This window comes from Pseudomonas berkeleyensis (assembly GCF_014109765.1).
Lineage (GTDB): Bacteria > Pseudomonadota > Gammaproteobacteria > Pseudomonadales > Pseudomonadaceae > Aquipseudomonas > Aquipseudomonas berkeleyensis.
The window spans coordinates 5,319,432-5,336,648 of the sequence record NZ_CP059139.1 but is presented as its reverse complement, the minus strand read 5'-3'; the positions used below and the strand labels follow the sequence as shown (position 1 = coordinate 5,336,648).

The following is a 17,217-nucleotide window of genomic DNA, read 5'->3' as shown; positions in this document are numbered from 1 at the left end:
AGTATCGAACCTTATTTATCTGGCCATGTGAGACAAGGCAGTCCATGACCCAAACGCCGCCGCTCAACCAGAACCCCGAACAACTAGCCCGCGACCGTATCGACGCGCAATTGCGTCAGGCTGGCTGGGTGGTTCAGGCCAAGAACAAGATCAACCTCCATGCCGCCCTTGGCGTGGCCGTACGTGAGTACGCCACCAGTGTTGGCCCGGCCGATTACCTGTTGTTCGTCGACGGTAAGCCCGCCGGAGTGATCGAGGCCAAGCGCGAGGAAGCCGGGCATAGCATCAGCGCGGTCGAGGAGCAGACCCAGGGCTATGCCAACGCCCAACTGAAGTGGATCAAGGCCAGCGAGCCGCTGCGTTTTCTCTACGAAAGCACCGGCGTGATCACCCGTTTTACCGATAGCGCAGACCCCAAGCCGCGCTCACGGGAAGTGTTCAATTTCCATAGGCCGCAAACGCTGCAGGAGTGGCTGAGCCAACCAGCCTCCCTGCGCGCCCGCCTGCAAGCCATGCCAGCGCTCAATCCGCACAAGCTTCCCGCCAGCGAGCTGCGCCTGCGTGATTGCCAGGAAGTGGCGATCACCAAACTGGAAGACTCCTTCCGCGCCGCCCGCCCACGAGCGCTGATCCAGATGGCCACCGGTGCCGGCAAGACCTACACCGCCATCACCGCCATCTACCGCCTGCTCAAGCATGCCGGGGCCAAGCGCATCCTGTTTCTGGTCGATACGAAAAACCTGGGCGAACAGGCCGAGCAGGAAATGCTCAGCTACCTGCCCATCGACGACAACCGCAAGTTCACCGAGCTGTACCCGGTGCAGCGGCTCAAGTCAGCCTACATCGCCAGTGATAGCGCGGTGTGCATCAGCACCATCCAGCGTTTGTACGCCACGCTCAAGGGCGAGGAACTGGACGACAGCGTGGAGGAGCTCAACCCGGCTGAGCAACTGACCAAGCCCAAGGCGCCGCTACCCGTGGTGTACAACGAGAAGATCGCGCCGGAGTTCTTCGACTTCATCTTCATCGACGAATGCCACCGCTCCATCTACAACCTCTGGCAGCAGGTGCTCGACTACTTCGACGCCAGCCTGATAGGCCTGACCGCCACGCCGGATAACCGCACCTACGGCTTCTTCCACAAGAACGTGGTCAGCGACTACAGCCACGAAAAAGCCGTGGCCGATGGCGTCAACGTCGGTAACGAGGTGTACCTGATCGAAACCGCCGTGACCCAGAAAGGCGGCGTCCTGACTGCCGAGCAGCAGGTTGAACGGCGTGAACGCCTGACCCGCAAGAAGCGCTGGGAACAGCAGGACGAAGACGAGGCCTACAGCGGCAAACAGCTCGACCGCGATATCGTCAATCCGGATCAGATTCGCACCGTGATTCGCACCTTCCGCGACAAGCTGCCGGAAATCTTCCCTGGCCGTATCGATGCCGATGGCAACTACCAGGTGCCCAAGACCCTGATCTTCGCCAAGACCGACAGCCACGCCGACGACATCATCCATTGCGTGCGCGAGGAGTTCGGCGAGGGCAACGCCTTCTGCAAAAAGATCACCTACCGCGCCGGCAAGGACAGCACCGACCTCGATGGCAACGTCATCGAAAAAGGCGAAGACCCCAAGGATCTGCTCGCTCAGTTCCGCAACGCCTACTACCCACGCATCGCCGTCACCGTGGACATGATCGCCACCGGCACGGACGTAAAAGCGCTGGAATGCCTGCTGTTCATGCGCGACGTCAAAAGCCGCAACTACTTCGAGCAGATGAAAGGTCGTGGCACCCGCACCCTGGACAAGGACGACCTGCAGAAGGTCTCCTCGGCGGCCAGCACGGGCAAGACGCACTACGTGATCGTCGACGCCATCGGCGTCAGCAAATCCCTGAAAACCGCCAGCCAGCCGTTGATCACCAAGCCCGGCGTACCGCTCAAGGATCTGGCCATGGGCGTGATGATGGGTGCCAGCGACAGTGACAGCGTCAGCTCCCTGGCCGGTCGCCTGGCGCGGCTGAACAAACAGCTGGAGCCCGCCGAGCACAAGAAGCTCGAAGCCCTGAGCGGCGGCGTGCCGCTGGGGCAGATCGTCAGTCGGCTGTTCAATGCCATCGACGCCGACCTGGTGGAAATCCGCGCCCTGCAACTGGCCGGCCAGCCGGCCGGTAGCGACCCCGGCGAGGCCATGCGTGACCAGGCCCAGGCCGAGCTGGTGAAAGACGTGGCCAAGCTGTTCAACGGCGAACTGATCGACTTGATCGACCGCATCCGCCGCGACAAGGAACAGAAGATCGACCACGAGACGTTGGATCGTGTGCTCAACGTTGGTTGGCAAAGCGATAGCGCCGAACAGGCACAAACGCTTAGCGAGGATTTCGCCGCTTACCTGCGCGAGCACCAGGACGAAATCGACGCCCTGAGCATCTACTTCAGCCAGCCGCAGCGCCGCCGCGAAGTCACCTACGAGCAGATCCGTGCCCTGCTCGATCGCCTGACCGCCGACAAACCACAACTGGCGCCGCTGCATGTATGGCAAGCCTATGTCCGTCTGGACGAAGTGAGCGGGCAGAACCCACTCAACGAGCTGACTGCTCTGGTTGCACTGATACGCCGCGTCTGCGGCCTGGACACCAAGGTCACCCCCTTCGAAGACACGGTCAACCGCAACTTCAAGCAGTGGATCTTCAAGCGCCACGCTGGCGGCGGCGAGAAATTCAACGAGGCGCAGATGCACTGGCTGCAGATGATCCGCGATCATATCGCCACCTCCATCCATATCGACCGCGATGCGTTAGACTTCGCGCCCTTTAACCGCCATGGCGGGCTGGGCGGTTTCTACGAGCAGTTTGGCGCGCAGTACGAAGCGGTGATGGATGAGATTAATGAGGCGTTGGTGGCGTGATGGCAATACTCGATCTGTTTGAAAACCAAGACATGCCACACAACTGGAAGAAAATATCACTCGCCGAGTTCCGCAAGAAAAACAGCGAGACAATAGAGCCTGCAAAGTTTGCCGAAGAAATATTTGAGCTATATAGCGTCCCAAGCCTGGAAACTGGCAAGCCAGAGATAGTCAAAGGAAATGAAATAGGTTCCAACAAACAAGTTGTCCACGCGCGCGACGTCTTGCTCTCCAAGATCAACCCGAGACTTAATAGATCCTGGCTGGTACAAAACTTCACAAGCCACCCTGCTATCGCCAGTACAGAATGGATTGTATTTGAAAGGAATCCAGCAATCCTAAGTGACTTTCTTCGCTATTTTCTGACACAGGTTTTAATCCGTGATTTTTTGGCACACAACGCATCAGGAGTTGGCGGGTCTTTAACCCGAGTAAAACCAGCCGTTGTTGACGGGATCAGCTTTGGACTTCCACCGCTGGCCGAACAACAACGCATCGTCACTAAAATCGAAGAGCTGTTCTCCGAACTGGATAAGGGCGTGGAAAACCTGCGCACCGCCCAGCAGCAGCTCAAGGTCTACCGCCAAGCCCTGCTCAAACATGCCTTCGAAGGCAAGCTGACCGCCGACTGGCGCGCGCAAAACCCGGGCAAACTGGAATCCGCTGACGCCCTGCTGGCGCGTATCCAGCAAGAGCGCGAAGCCCGCTACCAGCAGCAGTTGCAGGGGTGGGAAGCCAATGGCAGGCCCGGCAGCAGACCTAAAACGCCGAAAGAGTTACCACCATTAACCGCTGAGGAATTGGCGAAATTGCCGGAGCTGCCCGCGGGATGGGGGTGGTTCAACCTTGCGCAACTCTTATCTGAAGATTTATGCAATGGGAAGTCCGTAAAAGATCGTGTCGACGGTTTCCCAGTGTTGCGCCTGCACGCACTAAATAATGGAAGTATTGATCTCTCATTCACCAAGCAAGGCGACTGGAGCGAAGAGGAAGCCCGGCCATACTTCGTCAAGGAAAATGATTTTCTTGTTTCTCGAGGGAATGGCAGCAAGCATTTGGTAGGGCGTGGTGGTTTCGCGCATTATAGTACTACAACAGCTAATCACGTCGCCTTTCCCGATACGATGATCAGGGTTCGAGTTTGCCAAGAAAATATTGATAGACTCTACTTTGGATATTGCTGGGACTCATCTTTAGTTAGAAACCAAATTGAAAAATCCGCTAGAACAACCGCGGGAATTTACAAAATCAACCAGGGATTGATGGAACGCTTTTTGATACCCATCCCCTGCATTGAAGAGCAAACATTAATTTCGAGTCTCCTCAGTGAGAAGCTTTCTCTTATTGACCAACTCGAACAAACCATCACCCACTCCCTGCAACAAGCCGACGCCCTGCGCCAATCCATTCTGAGAAAAGCCTTTTCTGGCCAACTGGTGCCGCAAGATCCGAACGACGAGCCGGCCAGCGTGCTGCTGGAGCGTATCCGTGCCGAGCGTGCCGCCCAGCCCACGGCACGTGGGCGCAAGGCCAAGGCATCGGCATGACCCCGGAGCATCTGGCACGCCTGCTGCGCGATGGCGAAGGCCTGACGGTCGAGTTCAAACGTGCCCGTGAGGCGCTAAACCGTGATGTGTACGAGACCATCTGCGCCTTTCTCAACCAGCGCGGCGGCACCCTGGTACTGGGCGCGGCGGACGATGGCCGTGTGACCGGTATCGCGCCCGAAGCGGTGGCGCAAATCCGCAAAGATCTGGTCAACACCCTGTACAACGAGCAGAAAATCAACCCACCGATGCAGCTGGTGCCCGAGCAACTGGAGCTGGACGGGCAGATCCTGCTGGTGCTCAGCGTGCCGGAAAGCTCCCAGGTACACAGCTGCAACAACCGGGTATTCAGCCGCAACGAGGATGGTGACTTCGATATCACCGGCCATTCGCAACTGCTCGGCGAGCTGTATCTGCGCAAGCAGCTCAGTTACAGCGAGAACCGCATCTTCCCCTTTATCCACCTGGACGACCTGCGCAGCGATCTGATCGAACGCGTGCGCCACAACGTGCGCCTGCAACGCAGCGGTCACCCCTGGGCCGAGCTGGGCGATCTGGAGCTGCTGAAAAGCGCACGGCTGTATCAGCGCGACTACCAGACCGGCGCGGAAGGCATCTCCATGGCCGGCGCGTTGCTATTTGGCCGCGACGAAGTGGTGCTGGGCGTGGTGCCGCATCACCGTACCGACGCCATCCTGCGGGTGAACGACCTCGACCGTTACGACGACCGCGACGATATCCGCACCAACCTGCTGGAAAGCTACGAGCGGCTGATGGCCTTCATCAGCAAGCACGTTGCCGACCCCTTCTACTTGGAGGGCAATCAGCGTGTCAGCCTGCGCGAGCGGATCTTCCGTGAGGTGGTGGCCAACCTGCTGATCCACCGCGAATACCTCAACCCGTTCCCGGCCAAGCTGATTATCCAGCGCGACCGGGTGACCACCGAGAACAGCAACAACCCGCACGGCATGGGGCTGCTGCGCCCGGACGACTTCGCGCCGTCGCCGAAGAACCCGGCCATTGCCCGGGTGTTCCGCGAAATGCAGTGGGCCGAGGAGCTGGGCTCCGGGGTGCGCAACCTGTTCAAGTACGCCCGCGCCTTTGGCGGCCAGGATCCGATCCTCAGTGAGGAACCCATCTTCCGCGTGACGCTGATGCTGCCGCAGTACGCCGCAGGCTCTGCGCCGCAGCGCGGGGCAGAGTCAGGGGCAGAGTCAGGGGCAGAGTCAGGGGCAGAGTCAGGGGCAGAGTCGCAGGAGCAGCGCCTGTTGGCCGTTCTTTCCGCCGGGCCGCTGAGCAAGGCCGAACTGGCCAGCCGGCTCGGCCTACCTGCCGTCAGCGGCGCGCTGAACCGCACGGTGCGCCGCCTGCTCGCCGCCGCATTGATCGAATACACCCTGCCGGACAAACCCAACAGCCGGCTGCAACACTATCGCCTGACCCCCGCCGGGCAGGCCCGTCTGAATCAGCAGGATCCTACGTTATGAGCCCCGTTACTAATGCCATCGTCTCCAAGGTCTGGAGCTTCTGTACCACCCTGCGCGATGACGGGGTTGGCTATGGCGACTATCTGGAACAGCTGACCTATCTGATCTTCCTGAAGATGGCCGACGAGTATCGCCAGCCGCCCTATGGTCGCGATATCGGCATTCCCACCGGCTGCGATTGGCAGAGCCTGAAGAGCAAGCGTGGGGCGGAGCTGGACGTGCAGTACGTCAAGACACTGCGGGTGCTGGGCGGCAAGCCGGGCATCCTCGGGCAGATTTTCACCAAGGCGCAGAACAAGATTCAGGATCCGGCCAAGCTCAGTCGCCTGGTGGAGATGATCGACGGCACCAAGTGGGTGACCTTGGGCGCCGATGTCAAAGGCGACATCTACGAAGGCCTGCTGGAGAAAAACGCCGAGGACACCAAATCCGGCGCTGGCCAGTACTTCACCCCGCGCGCGTTGATCCGCGCCATGGTCGAGTGCCTGCGCCCGCAGCCGAACAAGACCATCGCTGATCCGGCCTGCGGCACGGGTGGCTTCTTCCTCGCCGCCTACGATTTTCTGGAGGCCAGCAAGACGCTGGACAAGGGCCAGAAGGACTTTCTCAAGAACCAGACCTTTTTCGGCAACGAGATCGTCGCCAGCACCCGTCGCCTGTGCCTGATGAACATGCTGCTGCACAACATCGGCGAGATCGATGGCGACAGCCATATTTCGCCCAACGACGCGCTGATTGCCGACGATGGTCAGCGTTTCGACTATGTGCTAGCCAATCCGCCGTTCGGCAAGAAAAGCTCGATGAGCTTCACCAACGCCGAAGGTGAGCAGGAAAAGGACGACCTGACCTACAACCGCCAGGACTTCTGGACGACCACGTCGAACAAGCAACTGAACTTCGTCCAGCACATCCGCAGCATGCTCAAGAGCACCGGCCGCGCAGCAGTGGTGGTACCGGACAACGTGCTGTTCGAGGGCGGCGCTGGTGAAATCGTGCGCAAACGTCTGCTGGAAACCACCGAGCTGCACAGCATCCTGCGCTTGCCCACCGGCATCTTCTACGCCCAGGGCGTGAAGGCTAACGTGCTGTTCTTCGACAACCAGCCGGCGAGCAAGACGCCGTGGACGAAGGAGGTTTGGTTCTATGACTACCGCACCAATATTCATCACACGCTGAAGAAAAAGCCGCTGCGCTTCGAAGACCTGCAGGACTTCATCACCCGCTATAACCCGGAAAACCGCCACAACCGCCAGGAAACCTGGCACGAGACCGACAACCCCGAGGGCCGCTGGCGCAAGTACAGCCTTGAGCAGATTCTCGCTCGCGACAAGACCAGCCTGGATATCTTCTGGCTCAAGGACAAATCCCTGGCTGATCTGGATAACCTGCCAGAGCCGGACGAGCTGGCCGAAGAGATCATCGAGAACATCGAAGCGGGGCTGGCAAGCTTCCGTGAGGTGTTGGCTGGTCTGAGCCGCTGAGCCTTTGCCGCGCGTCTGTCATATCGCTGCAATAATTCCGTTATCTAATGCGGCGCACGACAGCTAAATGAACAGAGGCGCAGGCCCATGGTTGGCAAGAACATCCTGATCGTCGACGACGAAGCTCCGATCCGCGAGATGATTGCGGTGGCCTTGGAAATGGCCGGGTACGAGTGCCTGGAAGCGGAGAACACCCAGCAGGCCCATGCCGTGATCGTGGATCGCAAGCCCGATCTGATCTTGCTCGACTGGATGCTGCCTGGCACCAGCGGCATCGAACTGGCGCGCCGCCTCAAGCGCGATGAGCTGACCAGCGATATCCCGATCATCATGCTCACCGCCAAGGGCGAAGAGGACAACAAGATCCAGGGGCTGGAAGTCGGTGCCGACGACTACATCACCAAGCCGTTCTCGCCGCGCGAACTGGTGGCGCGCCTGAAGGCCGTGCTGCGTCGTGCCGGCCCCAGCGACAGCGAGGCGCCGATCGAGGTCGGTGGCCTGTTGCTCGACCCGGTCAGCCATCGCGTCACCATCGACGGCAAGCCGGCCGAGATGGGGCCGACCGAATACCGCCTGCTGCAATTCTTCATGACCCACCAGGAGCGCGCCTATACCCGTGGCCAGTTGCTCGACCAGGTCTGGGGCGGCAATGTCTATGTCGAGGAACGTACGGTTGATGTGCACATCCGCCGTCTGCGCAAGGCGTTGGGTGATGCCTACGAAAATCTGGTGCAAACCGTACGCGGCACTGGGTATCGTTTCTCCACCAAAGGTTGATCGCTGGCGCGGCGTTTCTGCGCACTCACTCTTCTTACAAGGATGCGCTGCATCGTGAACCAAGACTGGCGTGGCGCCGTTGTGCGCCGTCTGCTGCTGTTGATCGGTGCCTGCCTGCTGCTCGGCTTCGTGACCGGTGAATACGGCTGGGCCTTGGCCATCGGCCTGGCTGTCCATCTTGGCTGGACGCTCAGTCAACTGTTGCGCTTGCACAAATGGTTGCGCGAGCATCGGCCGGATGAGCCGCCACCAGACGGCTACGGGCTATGGGGCGAGGTGTTCGACAGCATCTACCACCTGCAGCGACGCAATCAGAAGGCCCGCGGACGTCTGCAGGCCGTCATCGACCGGGTGCAGGAGTCGACCGCGGCGCTCAAGGATGCCGTGGTGATGCTCGACAGCCAGGGCAACCTGGAGTGGTGGAACCGTGCGGCGGAAACTCTGCTCGGGCTGAAAACGCCGCAGGACAGCGGCCAGCCGATTGCCAACCTGGTTCGCGATCCGCGCTTCAAGGATTACTTCGAGCGTGGCAATTATGCCGATGCCCTGGAAATTCCTTCGCCAGTCAGCGATCGCCGCCGGTTGCAGGTGCACATCACCCAGTACGGCAATCGCGAGCACCTGTTGCTGGTGCGTGACGTCACACGGCTCCATCAGCTGGAGCAGATGCGCAAGGACTTCGTCGCCAACGTCTCCCACGAGCTGCGTACGCCGTTGACGGTGATCTCCGGCTACCTGGAGACGCTGCTGGACAACGTCGAGGCGGTCAACCCGCGCTGGTTGCGACCGCTGCAGCAGATGCAGCAGCAAGGCGCGCGTATGCAGACCCTGCTCAACGACCTGCTGCTGCTGGCCAAGCTGGAAGCGACCGACTATCCCTCGGACAACCAGCCGGTCGCAGTCGATTTGATGCTGCTGTCGATCAAGAACGATGCTCAGGCGCTGTCCGCTGCCCAGGATCATCGCATCACTCTGGAAGCGGATTCGCATCTCAAGCTCAAAGGCAGCGAGGCGGAGCTGCGCAGCGCCTTCTCCAACCTGGTGTTCAATGCGGTGAAATACACCCCGGCTGGCGGCGAGATCCACATCCGCTGGTGGGGCAACGAGGAGGGGGCGCACCTGTCGGTGCAGGACAGCGGAATTGGCATCGAAGCCAAGCACCTGCCGCGCCTGACCGAGCGTTTCTACCGCGTCGATTCCAGCCGCGCCAGCAACACTGGCGGCACCGGATTGGGGCTGGCCATCGTCAAGCACGTCCTGCTGCGCCACCGTGGCCATCTGGGGATCGTCAGCGAGTTGGGGCGCGGCAGTACCTTCACCTGCCATTTCGCTCCGGCCCAGGTAGTTCAGCGCGCTCGTTGAGAACCTCCGCAAAGTTTGCTGTGCGTCGGCCCTGCTGCGTTAAAAACAGTCTGGAGTGCCTGCCCGGTCGGAAGCCGCTTGCGGCTAGCGCGCTTCAGCGCGGCCCGAAGGGCGAGCGAAGCGAGTACTGCGCATTTACAGCTCGTAAAGTCGAACGCGACTCCGACCGTTCCTCGCCTGTTTGATTCGCTGGCGCTCTCCCTTCGGGCCAGCCTTCGGCTGTTACTCCCGTTGGTCGTTGCGCCTTGCATGGCTCTAGCTCGCGAAACTTTGAGCAGGTTCTGCCTGCTTGCAATCGTGGCGCGCAGCCCCCAACCTTAGTCGGTCATTGGCTATCTCACACGTTCATGGAACCCTCCACGAGTCTTTCCGCTTCCGTCTTTTGGGCCGATATCGGCCTCATGCTGTTCGCCCTTTTTTTGGTACTGCTCAACGGCTTCTTCGTGGCCGCGGAGTTCGCCATCGTTCGTCTGCGCGCCACCAAGGTCGATGGCCTGGCCGAGGCACATGGCTGGCGTGGGCGCATCCTGCGTACCGTGCACAATCAGATGGACGCCTACCTGTCCGCCTGCCAGCTGGGCATCACCCTGGCGTCTCTGGGCCTTGGCTGGGTGGGTGAACCGGCTTTCGCCGAACTGCTCACGCCGCTGCTCGCGGCCATCGGCATCGAATCGCCGAAGCTGATCCATGGCATCGCCTTCTTCACCGCGTTCTCGATCATCTCCTACCTGCACATCGTCATCGGCGAGCTGGCGCCCAAGTCCTGGGCGATCCGTAAGCCCGAGCTGCTGTCGCTGTGGACGGCTGTGCCGCTATACGCTTTCTACTGGCTGATGTACCCGGCGATCTTCGTGCTCAACGCCAGTGCCAATGCCATCTTGCGTATCGCCGGTCAAGGCGAGCCAGGGCCGCACCATGAGCACCATTACAGCCGTGAAGAACTGAAGCTGATCCTGCATTCCAGCCGCGCCAGCGCCGACAACGATCAGGACATGCGCGTGCTGGCTTCGGCCGTGGAACTGAGCGAGCTGGAGGTGGTGGACTGGGCCAATTCCCGCGAGGATCTGGTGTTTCTGGAGCTCAATGCCAGCCTCGACGAAGTGTTCGCCGTCTTCCGTCGACACAAGTACAGCCGCTACCCGATCTTCGACGAGAGCATCGGTGAGTTCGTCGGCGTCTTGCATATCAAGGATCTGCTGCTGCACCTGTCACTGCTGGAGATGCTGCCCTCGGCGATCAAGCTCGGCGAGCTCATGCATCCGCTGGAACGGGTCAACCGGCACATGCCGTTGACCCAGCTGCTCGAACAGTTCCGCCAGGGCGGCTCGCACTTCGCTCTGGTCGAAGAGGCCGATGGCAAGGTGATCGGCTACCTGACCATGGAAGACGTGCTCGAAGCCCTGGTCGGCGATATTCAGGACGAGCACCGCAAGGCCGAGCGCGGCATTCTTGCGTATCAGCCAGGCAAGCTGCTGGTACGCGGCGATACGCCACTGGCGAAGATCGAGCGTCTGCTCGGTATCGATCTCGACCACATCGAGGCCGAAACGCTGGCGGGGCTGATCTATGAGAGCCTCAAGCGTATGCCTGAGGAAGATGAGGTGCTGGAAACCGATGGCTTGCGCATCATCGTCAAGAAGATGAAAGGGCCGAAGGTCGTCCTGGCCAAGGTGCTCAAGATCACCTGATGAGTCCGCTGCAGCCGGCCGAACTCGCAACGAGTCGGCCGCTGTGCACGCCCGTGGCGTGAGATGACCAGTCGGTCAGCATTTCCTCTTCCAGCACAGGGCCATTCAGCCTTCGTTCAGTTTCGAGACCGCTCATCGGTTTTACCGAATCGCGCGGGGTAGACGCAGTCTAGGAACCTGCGTCGCACCATTTTGGTGAACGGCGTTATCCACCCCCAATTGCCAAGGATAAAGCCATGCAACTGACCAGAATAATCCCAAAAACCACTCTCGCCCTGTGCCTGGCGGGCGCTTCCCAAGCCTATGCAGACTCGGTCACCGACCCGATCTCGACGTTCGGTGTGATCGCTTCGCACAACCAGTACAAGCTGACCGTGGACGACGAGAGCGACAAGGAACGTCTCAATCAGGGCGGTCTGTTCTACCACTTCGGCAACAAGCTGACGGGGCAGGAAGGTTTCATCTATCAGGCTGGTATCGAGGGCCAGTACCGTGACAAGGACGATGTGGAGTACAAGTCCGCGCGCGCCGACATCGATCTCGGTCTGCGTGCCGCGCTGAGCACCAACAACTACGTCGACGTGATCATCGGTGGCGGCTACGACTGGGGGCGCATCGAGCAGGATGACGTCGGCCCCTTCGACAGCAACGTCAAGCTGACCAGCAAATCGCCGTTCGCCAAGGCCGGGCTCGGTTACAACTACCTGACCCCGGATTACACGCTGCGCCTTGAGGTGGGCGCGCGCTATTCGATCAACTCCGAAGCGCGTCTGAAGATCGACGGTGACAGCGACTCGGTCGATCTGAAAGACAAGGTCAACCCTTATGGCGAGCTGACCGTGCTGTGGAACAAGGGCATCAACAACCTGCCGATCAGCACCAGCCTGTACTACACCCAGACGCGTTATGAACTCGACAGCAACAGTGCCATCGCCGAGCGCAGCAAGCTCAAGCAGGAGCAAGTAGGCCTGCGCGTTGGTCTGGCGTTCTAAGAGCGTGTTCAAAGTCTGCTGCGCGTCGGCCATGCAGTGTTGAAATCAAGCTCAGAATGCTCATTTACAGCTCGTAAACTGCGCTTCTTCGCTCGATTTCGCCTTGCCTGGCTCTAGCTCGCGAGCCTTTGAACAGGCTCTAAGCGCCTCGTAGACCGCCTGGTTCACCAGGCGGTTTGCCCTTGTCGATAGCCCCGCCAATTCCCTCTTTCCCCAACCTCCGACTGGCCGACTGAACGTCATCTGGCCAGCGCTTGCCCGATCCAGTAGGGTGTCATCCCGCCATCTCGGGAGGCGGCCTGTGGGCCGTCGTATCGTTTTTCATTGCGAGGAAAGAGCGCATGAGTGCACCTGTCGTGATCATCGGTACCGGCTTGGCCGGTTACAACCTGGCCAAGGAGTGGCGCAAGCTCGACACCCAGACGCCTCTGCTGCTGATCACCGCCGATGATGGACGCTCTTATTCCAAGCCAATGCTTTCCACCGGCTTCGGCAAGAACAAGGACGCCGATGGTCTGGCCATGGCCGAGGCTGGCGCCATGGCCGAGCAGCTCAATGCAGAGATTCGCACCCACACCCGTATCACCGGCATTGACCCCGGCCACAAGCGTCTGTGGATCGGTGAGGAAGCCGTGGTCTACCGCGATCTGGTACTGGCCTGGGGCGCAGAGCCCATCCGTGTGCCGGTGGAAGGCGATGCCCAGGACGCGATCTTCCCGATCAACGACCTGGAGGACTACGCCCGCTTCCGTGCTGCTGCGGCTGGCAAACGTCGGGTGCTGATCCTCGGTGCCGGCCTGATCGGCTGCGAATTCGCCAATGACCTGACCGCCGGCGGTTACCAGGTCGAAGTGCTGGCGCCTTGCGAGCAGGTGATGCCTGGCCTGCTGCATCCGGCCGCTGCCGCCGCCGTGCAGAGCGGTCTTGAAGGTCTCGGTGTGCGCTTCCATCTGGGCCCCGTGCTGGCCAACCTCAACCATCATGGCGATGCCCTGCAGGCCCTGCTTTCCGATGGCAGCCTGGTCGAGTGCGACGCCGTGGTCTCGGCCGTTGGCCTGCGCCCGCGTATCGACCTGGCCGCTGCTGCCGGGCTCGACGTCAACCGCGGCGTGATGGTCGATCGTGAGCTGCGCACGTCCCACGCCAATATCTATGCGCTGGGCGACTGTGCCGAGGTCGATGGTCTCAATCTGCTCTACGTGATGCCGCTGATGACGTGCGCCCGGGCCCTGGCCAAGACCTTGGCCGGTGAGCCCACTGCCGTGAGCTACGGGCCAATGCCGGTTACGGTGAAGACGCCGGTTTGTCCGTTGGTGGTATCGCCGCCGCCGCGTGGCAGTCAGGGGGAGTGGACGGTCGAGGGTTCTGCTGGCGACATCAAGGCGCTCTGCCGTGACGCTTCCGGCGCGCTGCTGGGCTATGCCCTGACCGGTACGGCCGTGCAGGAGAAACTGGCCCTGAACAAGGAATTACCGCCCCTGCTGGCATGATTGCCTGCCGTTCTGTCGGATACGCCACGAAATTGCCTGGTTAAACTGTCGGACGAGACTGGCGCAGTACGATGCGGCATGCCATTCTCCCTTGGGTCTGCCGCAGCGCAGAGCTGTTGCGGCGCCTTGGGCGCTGTTCTGGAAGAACAGCACGGACACAACAACAAAAAACCGTCAAAGAGGCATCTATGCGTAAACCGGAACTCGCCGCCGCCATCGCCGAAAAGGCTGATCTGACCAAGGATCAAGCCAATCGTGTACTCAACGCCGTACTGGAAGAAATCACCGGTGCACTGAACCGCAAGGACAGTGTGACCCTGGTGGGCTTCGGTACTTTCGTCCAGCGCCATCGCGGCGCCCGTACTGGCAAGAACCCGCAAACCGGTCAACCGGTGAAGATCAAGGCCAGCAACACCGTCGCCTTCAAACCGGGCAAGTCCCTGAAAGACGCGGTCAACTGAGCCCGTTGCCCGGAGCCGTTCGGCTCCGGGCTTCCCCCACATCGGAGCTGCTTGTCTGTTGTAGGCTGCGTTGTGCGCACAGACGCAAATCGGTGCTTCCATCAGATGCATACGGCGCACCCTACGTCGCCACTCCTTGCAGCCGTGCTTTGGACGGGCTGTAGTCTTGCAAGAAAACCACTACAATGCGCGGCCATCATCTTCGATCACGAGGGCCTGTGCATGAAATTCCGTTTTCTTCTGTGGATGCTGGGCCGTCTGATGGCCAAGGCTAGCCGTGAAAACCCTGCGTTTCGTCAGCAGCTCGAAGGCCGTGACATGGTGTTCCAGCTGCACACCCTCGACGGTAAGGTCGCCCGTCATTTCATCGTCTCGGGCCAGCGTGTCAGCAGCAAGCGCGGTGTGGCCAGCGAGCCGGCGTTCGCCATTGGCTTCAAGGATGCAGCTTACGGCTTTGCCACCATGACCGCGAAGAACAAGCAATTGGCCTTCATGCAGGGCATCCAGAACAAGGACATCCAGATCCAGGGCAACCCGGCGCTGGTCATGTGGTTCCAGGGGCTGACCAAGTACCTGATGCCGAAGAAGAAGGCCGAAGCGCCGAAAAAGGCCGCCTGATTCGCCTGTGAGCGTGGCACGACTGGCCGCCACGCCTCGCTTTGGTTAGGCTCCCCACACGTTCTTGTGGAAAGCTCGGCCATGCGTCTTTTCCTGTTGTCCCTCTTATCGCTGCTGGCGGCCGCCTCGGTGCGTGCCGAGCCCGCAGAGCCGAAAGCCCTGTTGCCGTTATTCGAGCTCGCCGGAATTCATCTGCTCTGCGAGCAGAGCCTGCCGCTGCTGCAGCGCGGCCAGGAGGAGGCTGAGCAGAAGCGCCTTGCCCAGCTATTTGCAGGTGAAGCGTTTTGTCTGGATCTGGCCAGGCGCGTGGGCGCACGCTTCGAGGCCGAACAGCTGGCGGAAATACGTGAGCGTCTCGACAGCCCGCTGGCGCAGCGTTTTACCTCTGCCGAGCGCGCGGTAGGTGAACAACCCGAGGGGCTGGCCGAATATCGTCAGCGTTTGAGCGAGCAGCCGCCCCGTGGCGTGCGCCTGGAGCTGGTCAAGCGCCTCGACGCAGCGGCGCAAACCACGGCGTTGGCCAGCCTGCTGCGTTACGAAGTGGGCAAGACTCAAGCGCTGCTGGCGTTGAGGGCGCGGGGTGAGAACCTCGACGAGGCCGAGTTGCAGGCCCGCACGCAGGAGCAGGCGCGAGCCATACGTGAGTCCAGCGCGCAGGCAGTCGAGTCCTTCATGTTGTATGCCTACAGGCAATTGCCCAGCGACCAACTGGCCGAGTACGCCGCGCTGTACGAGCATGCCAGTGTCAACCAACTGCTCAGCGCCAGTATCGAGGCCGTGCCGCAGCTGTTCGGCGAGCGCCGCGAGCAACTGCGCAAAGCAGCGAGCAAACCATAGGGCGGATAGGAACGCCTACCTAGCGTCAGCCATCCAACCGCGTACTGCTTCGCGTACGGATCGCCGCCCGGTACGCCCTACGATGCGATGGCTGTATGGATGCCAGTCGTAGGGCGGGTGCAACCCGCCATTTAGCCCGCCTGGTCGTTCAGTGTGGGTGCTGGAACTGTGCGGCCAGCTCGCGCAGGGCGACTTCGGCGCTAAGCACCTTGTTCACCGCGTCTTCGGCCTTTTCCCGGCTCAGGCCCAGGGCTTCGAACAGTTCATCGTCGATCTCGCCCTGTGGGCCGGCGGCGCCGATGCCACGATTGCGTAGCAGGCTGACCGCCAGGCACACCAGGTTGGGGAAGGCGGCGTTGTCGCCGGCATAACTCGGATCCTGCTGGAAGCGCAGGGCGCTGGACAGTTCTTCGGGCATATCCCAGTGACGCATCAGCCAGGCACCGATCTGTTCGCGCGTGATGCCCAGCAGGTGCTGTTCGATGTGGCTGTGCGACAGGTGCGAGTTGACCTCGAGATGGCGGCAGATCAGCGAGAAGTGCGGTGGGAAGACGTGCGCCAGCACCAGATAGCCGAAGTTGTGCAGCAGGCCGGCGAGATAGGTGAGGCCCGCCTCTGGGCGCTGTGCGCGCGGCATGGCACGGGTCAGGCCTTCGATCACGGCGGCTGTGTAGATCGCTTGCTGCCAGTAGGGGGTGGCGTGCTGGGGCTGATCCTTCGGCAGGCTCAGGGTCTTGCCCAGGGCCAGGCCAAGGGCCAGGTTGATCACCAGATCGAAGCCCAGCACGCGGACGATGGCATCTTCCACCGAGCGAATCTTGCCGGGCGCGGCGTAGTAGGGCGAGGCCGCCCAACTGACCACCTGCGCGGCCAATGCCGGGTCGGTTTCCACCACACCGGTGATGTCGTCCACCGTGGCATTGGGGTCGACGCGTAGCTTGATGATCTTCTGCGCGGTTTCCGGCAGTGGCGGAATCTCGATGGTTTCTTCCAGGCGCTGCTGGATGCGGCGCGCAGTGAAGGCCTGTACCGCCTGGGTGATTTCCGCGCGGTCGTCATCGGGGCGGTCGAGGTTCAGGCGGATGGCGCTGACCGGTTCGCCGAAGCGCGCGGCGCTGGCTTTGCTCAGCAAGCCCTTGAAGGCCTCGGTAGGAATCTCCAGCAGAACGCCCGGCTGGCCTGACTCGATCAGCAGCTTTGGCACTTGCAGCAGGCGTTCTTCATACAGGCAGGGCGAGCTGGTCAGGGGTGGCAGGCCTGGCAGGGCGGCCAGGTTGTGCTTGCCGAGCATGCGTTCGAGGCGCTCCGGCTTGACCGCGGTGAGCTGACGCCCGGTGAGTTCTGCCAGGCGCGACAGATCCAGCAGGTGGCTGCGTGGGTAGAGCACCAGCAGGGCGCCGACAGCATCATCCACCAGCACGGCTTGCAGGCGCGTCTCGTTCGGCAGGCCCGGTCGCTCCGCGCGTACCTGGTAGGGCACGGCGAGTTTCTCCAGCAGTTGCACGATCACGGCAGGGGCCTGCGGGTTGTCGTTGGGGGCGAGGGCGGCTTCAGTCATATCGGTATCCGGCGTT

13 protein-coding genes are annotated in these 17,217 nt (G+C 61.2%); 12 read left to right on the top strand and 1 reads right to left on the bottom strand.

Annotated elements, in window-relative coordinates; translation table 11 throughout:
- The first annotated feature begins 44 nt into the window (after positions 1 to 44).
- From HS968_RS24880 to HS968_RS24825, 12 genes are all read left to right on the top strand, one after another.
- Positions 45 to 2,903 carry a type I restriction endonuclease subunit R gene (locus HS968_RS24880; RefSeq protein ID WP_182369163.1) on the top strand — a complete coding sequence of 953 codons (2,859 nt, stop codon included), beginning with the start codon at positions 45 to 47 and terminating at the stop codon, positions 2,901 to 2,903.
- Entirely contained in the window at positions 2,903 to 4,450 is a 1,548-nt protein-coding gene (locus HS968_RS24875) for a restriction endonuclease subunit S (RefSeq protein ID WP_182369162.1), read from the top strand. Before HS968_RS24880 ends, HS968_RS24875 begins: the two co-directional genes overlap by 1 nt.
- Positions 4,447 to 5,937, top strand: a complete 1,491-nt coding sequence (locus HS968_RS24870) for an RNA-binding domain-containing protein (protein ID WP_182369161.1) — start codon at positions 4,447 to 4,449, stop codon at positions 5,935 to 5,937. Before HS968_RS24875 ends, HS968_RS24870 begins: the two co-directional genes overlap by 4 nt.
- Positions 5,934 to 7,418, top strand: coding sequence for a class I SAM-dependent DNA methyltransferase (locus tag HS968_RS24865; protein WP_182369160.1), 1,485 nt, complete (start codon positions 5,934 to 5,936; stop codon positions 7,416 to 7,418). Before HS968_RS24870 ends, HS968_RS24865 begins: the two co-directional genes overlap by 4 nt.
- Before the next feature lie 87 nt (positions 7,419 to 7,505).
- On the top strand, positions 7,506 to 8,195 hold the full coding sequence (gene phoB / locus HS968_RS24860; protein ID WP_106738185.1) for a phosphate regulon transcriptional regulator PhoB: 690 nt from the start codon (positions 7,506 to 7,508) through the stop codon (positions 8,193 to 8,195).
- 42 nt (positions 8,196 to 8,237) lie between these two features.
- Positions 8,238 to 9,557 carry a phosphate regulon sensor histidine kinase PhoR gene (gene phoR / locus HS968_RS24855; RefSeq protein WP_182369159.1) on the top strand — a complete coding sequence of 440 codons (1,320 nt, stop codon included), beginning with the start codon at positions 8,238 to 8,240 and terminating at the stop codon, positions 9,555 to 9,557.
- 347 nt (positions 9,558 to 9,904) lie between these two features.
- Positions 9,905 to 11,245, top strand: coding sequence for a hemolysin family protein (locus tag HS968_RS24850; protein WP_182369158.1), 1,341 nt, complete (start codon positions 9,905 to 9,907; stop codon positions 11,243 to 11,245).
- A gap of 236 nt (positions 11,246 to 11,481) precedes the next feature.
- On the top strand, positions 11,482 to 12,237 hold the full coding sequence (locus tag HS968_RS24845) for an outer membrane beta-barrel protein (RefSeq protein ID WP_179623036.1): 756 nt from the start codon (positions 11,482 to 11,484) through the stop codon (positions 12,235 to 12,237).
- Positions 12,238 to 12,578: 341 nt separating this feature from the next.
- Positions 12,579 to 13,727, top strand: coding sequence for an NAD(P)/FAD-dependent oxidoreductase (locus tag HS968_RS24840; RefSeq protein WP_182369157.1), 1,149 nt, complete (start codon positions 12,579 to 12,581; stop codon positions 13,725 to 13,727).
- 188 nt (positions 13,728 to 13,915) lie between these two features.
- Positions 13,916 to 14,188, top strand: coding sequence for an HU family DNA-binding protein (locus HS968_RS24835; RefSeq protein ID WP_003242571.1), 273 nt, complete (start codon positions 13,916 to 13,918; stop codon positions 14,186 to 14,188).
- A gap of 222 nt (positions 14,189 to 14,410) precedes the next feature.
- Positions 14,411 to 14,806, top strand: coding sequence for a helicase (locus HS968_RS24830; RefSeq protein ID WP_179623034.1), 396 nt, complete (start codon positions 14,411 to 14,413; stop codon positions 14,804 to 14,806).
- 81 nt (positions 14,807 to 14,887) lie between these two features.
- Positions 14,888 to 15,643, top strand: a complete 756-nt coding sequence (locus HS968_RS24825) for a hypothetical protein (protein WP_182369156.1) — start codon at positions 14,888 to 14,890, stop codon at positions 15,641 to 15,643.
- Positions 15,644 to 15,791: 148 nt separating this feature from the next.
- Here the strand turns inward: HS968_RS24825 and HS968_RS24820 are convergent, their stop codons facing one another.
- Positions 15,792 to 17,201: an aminoacyl-tRNA deacylase and HDOD domain-containing protein gene (locus HS968_RS24820; protein WP_182369155.1), complete on the bottom strand. Its 1,410-nt coding sequence runs from the start codon at positions 17,199 to 17,201 to the stop codon at positions 15,792 to 15,794.
- Between the last annotated feature and the right edge of the window lie 16 nt (positions 17,202 to 17,217).

Bases quoted from the DNA above. Each gene is read 5' to 3' on its own strand.
- HS968_RS24875 (WP_182369162.1), top strand. From the start codon at position 2,903: ATGGCAATACTCGATCTGTTTGAAAACCAAGACATGCCACACAACTGG.
- HS968_RS24880 (WP_182369163.1), top strand. From the start codon at position 45: ATGACCCAAACGCCGCCGCTCAACCAGAACCCCGAACAACTAGCCCGC.
- HS968_RS24840 (WP_182369157.1), top strand. From the start codon at position 12,579: ATGAGTGCACCTGTCGTGATCATCGGTACCGGCTTGGCCGGTTACAAC.
- HS968_RS24865 (WP_182369160.1), top strand. From the start codon at position 5,934: ATGAGCCCCGTTACTAATGCCATCGTCTCCAAGGTCTGGAGCTTCTGT.
- HS968_RS24845 (WP_179623036.1), top strand. From the start codon at position 11,482: ATGCAACTGACCAGAATAATCCCAAAAACCACTCTCGCCCTGTGCCTG.
- HS968_RS24830 (WP_179623034.1), top strand. From the start codon at position 14,411: ATGAAATTCCGTTTTCTTCTGTGGATGCTGGGCCGTCTGATGGCCAAG.
- phoB (WP_106738185.1), top strand. From the start codon at position 7,506: ATGGTTGGCAAGAACATCCTGATCGTCGACGACGAAGCTCCGATCCGC.
- HS968_RS24870 (WP_182369161.1), top strand. From the start codon at position 4,447: ATGACCCCGGAGCATCTGGCACGCCTGCTGCGCGATGGCGAAGGCCTG.
- HS968_RS24825 (WP_182369156.1), top strand. From the start codon at position 14,888: ATGCGTCTTTTCCTGTTGTCCCTCTTATCGCTGCTGGCGGCCGCCTCG.
- HS968_RS24820 (WP_182369155.1), bottom strand. From the start codon at position 17,201: ATGACTGAAGCCGCCCTCGCCCCCAACGACAACCCGCAGGCCCCTGCC.
- phoR (WP_182369159.1), top strand. From the start codon at position 8,238: ATGCGCTGCATCGTGAACCAAGACTGGCGTGGCGCCGTTGTGCGCCGT.
- HS968_RS24835 (WP_003242571.1), top strand. From the start codon at position 13,916: ATGCGTAAACCGGAACTCGCCGCCGCCATCGCCGAAAAGGCTGATCTG.
- HS968_RS24850 (WP_182369158.1), top strand. From the start codon at position 9,905: ATGGAACCCTCCACGAGTCTTTCCGCTTCCGTCTTTTGGGCCGATATC.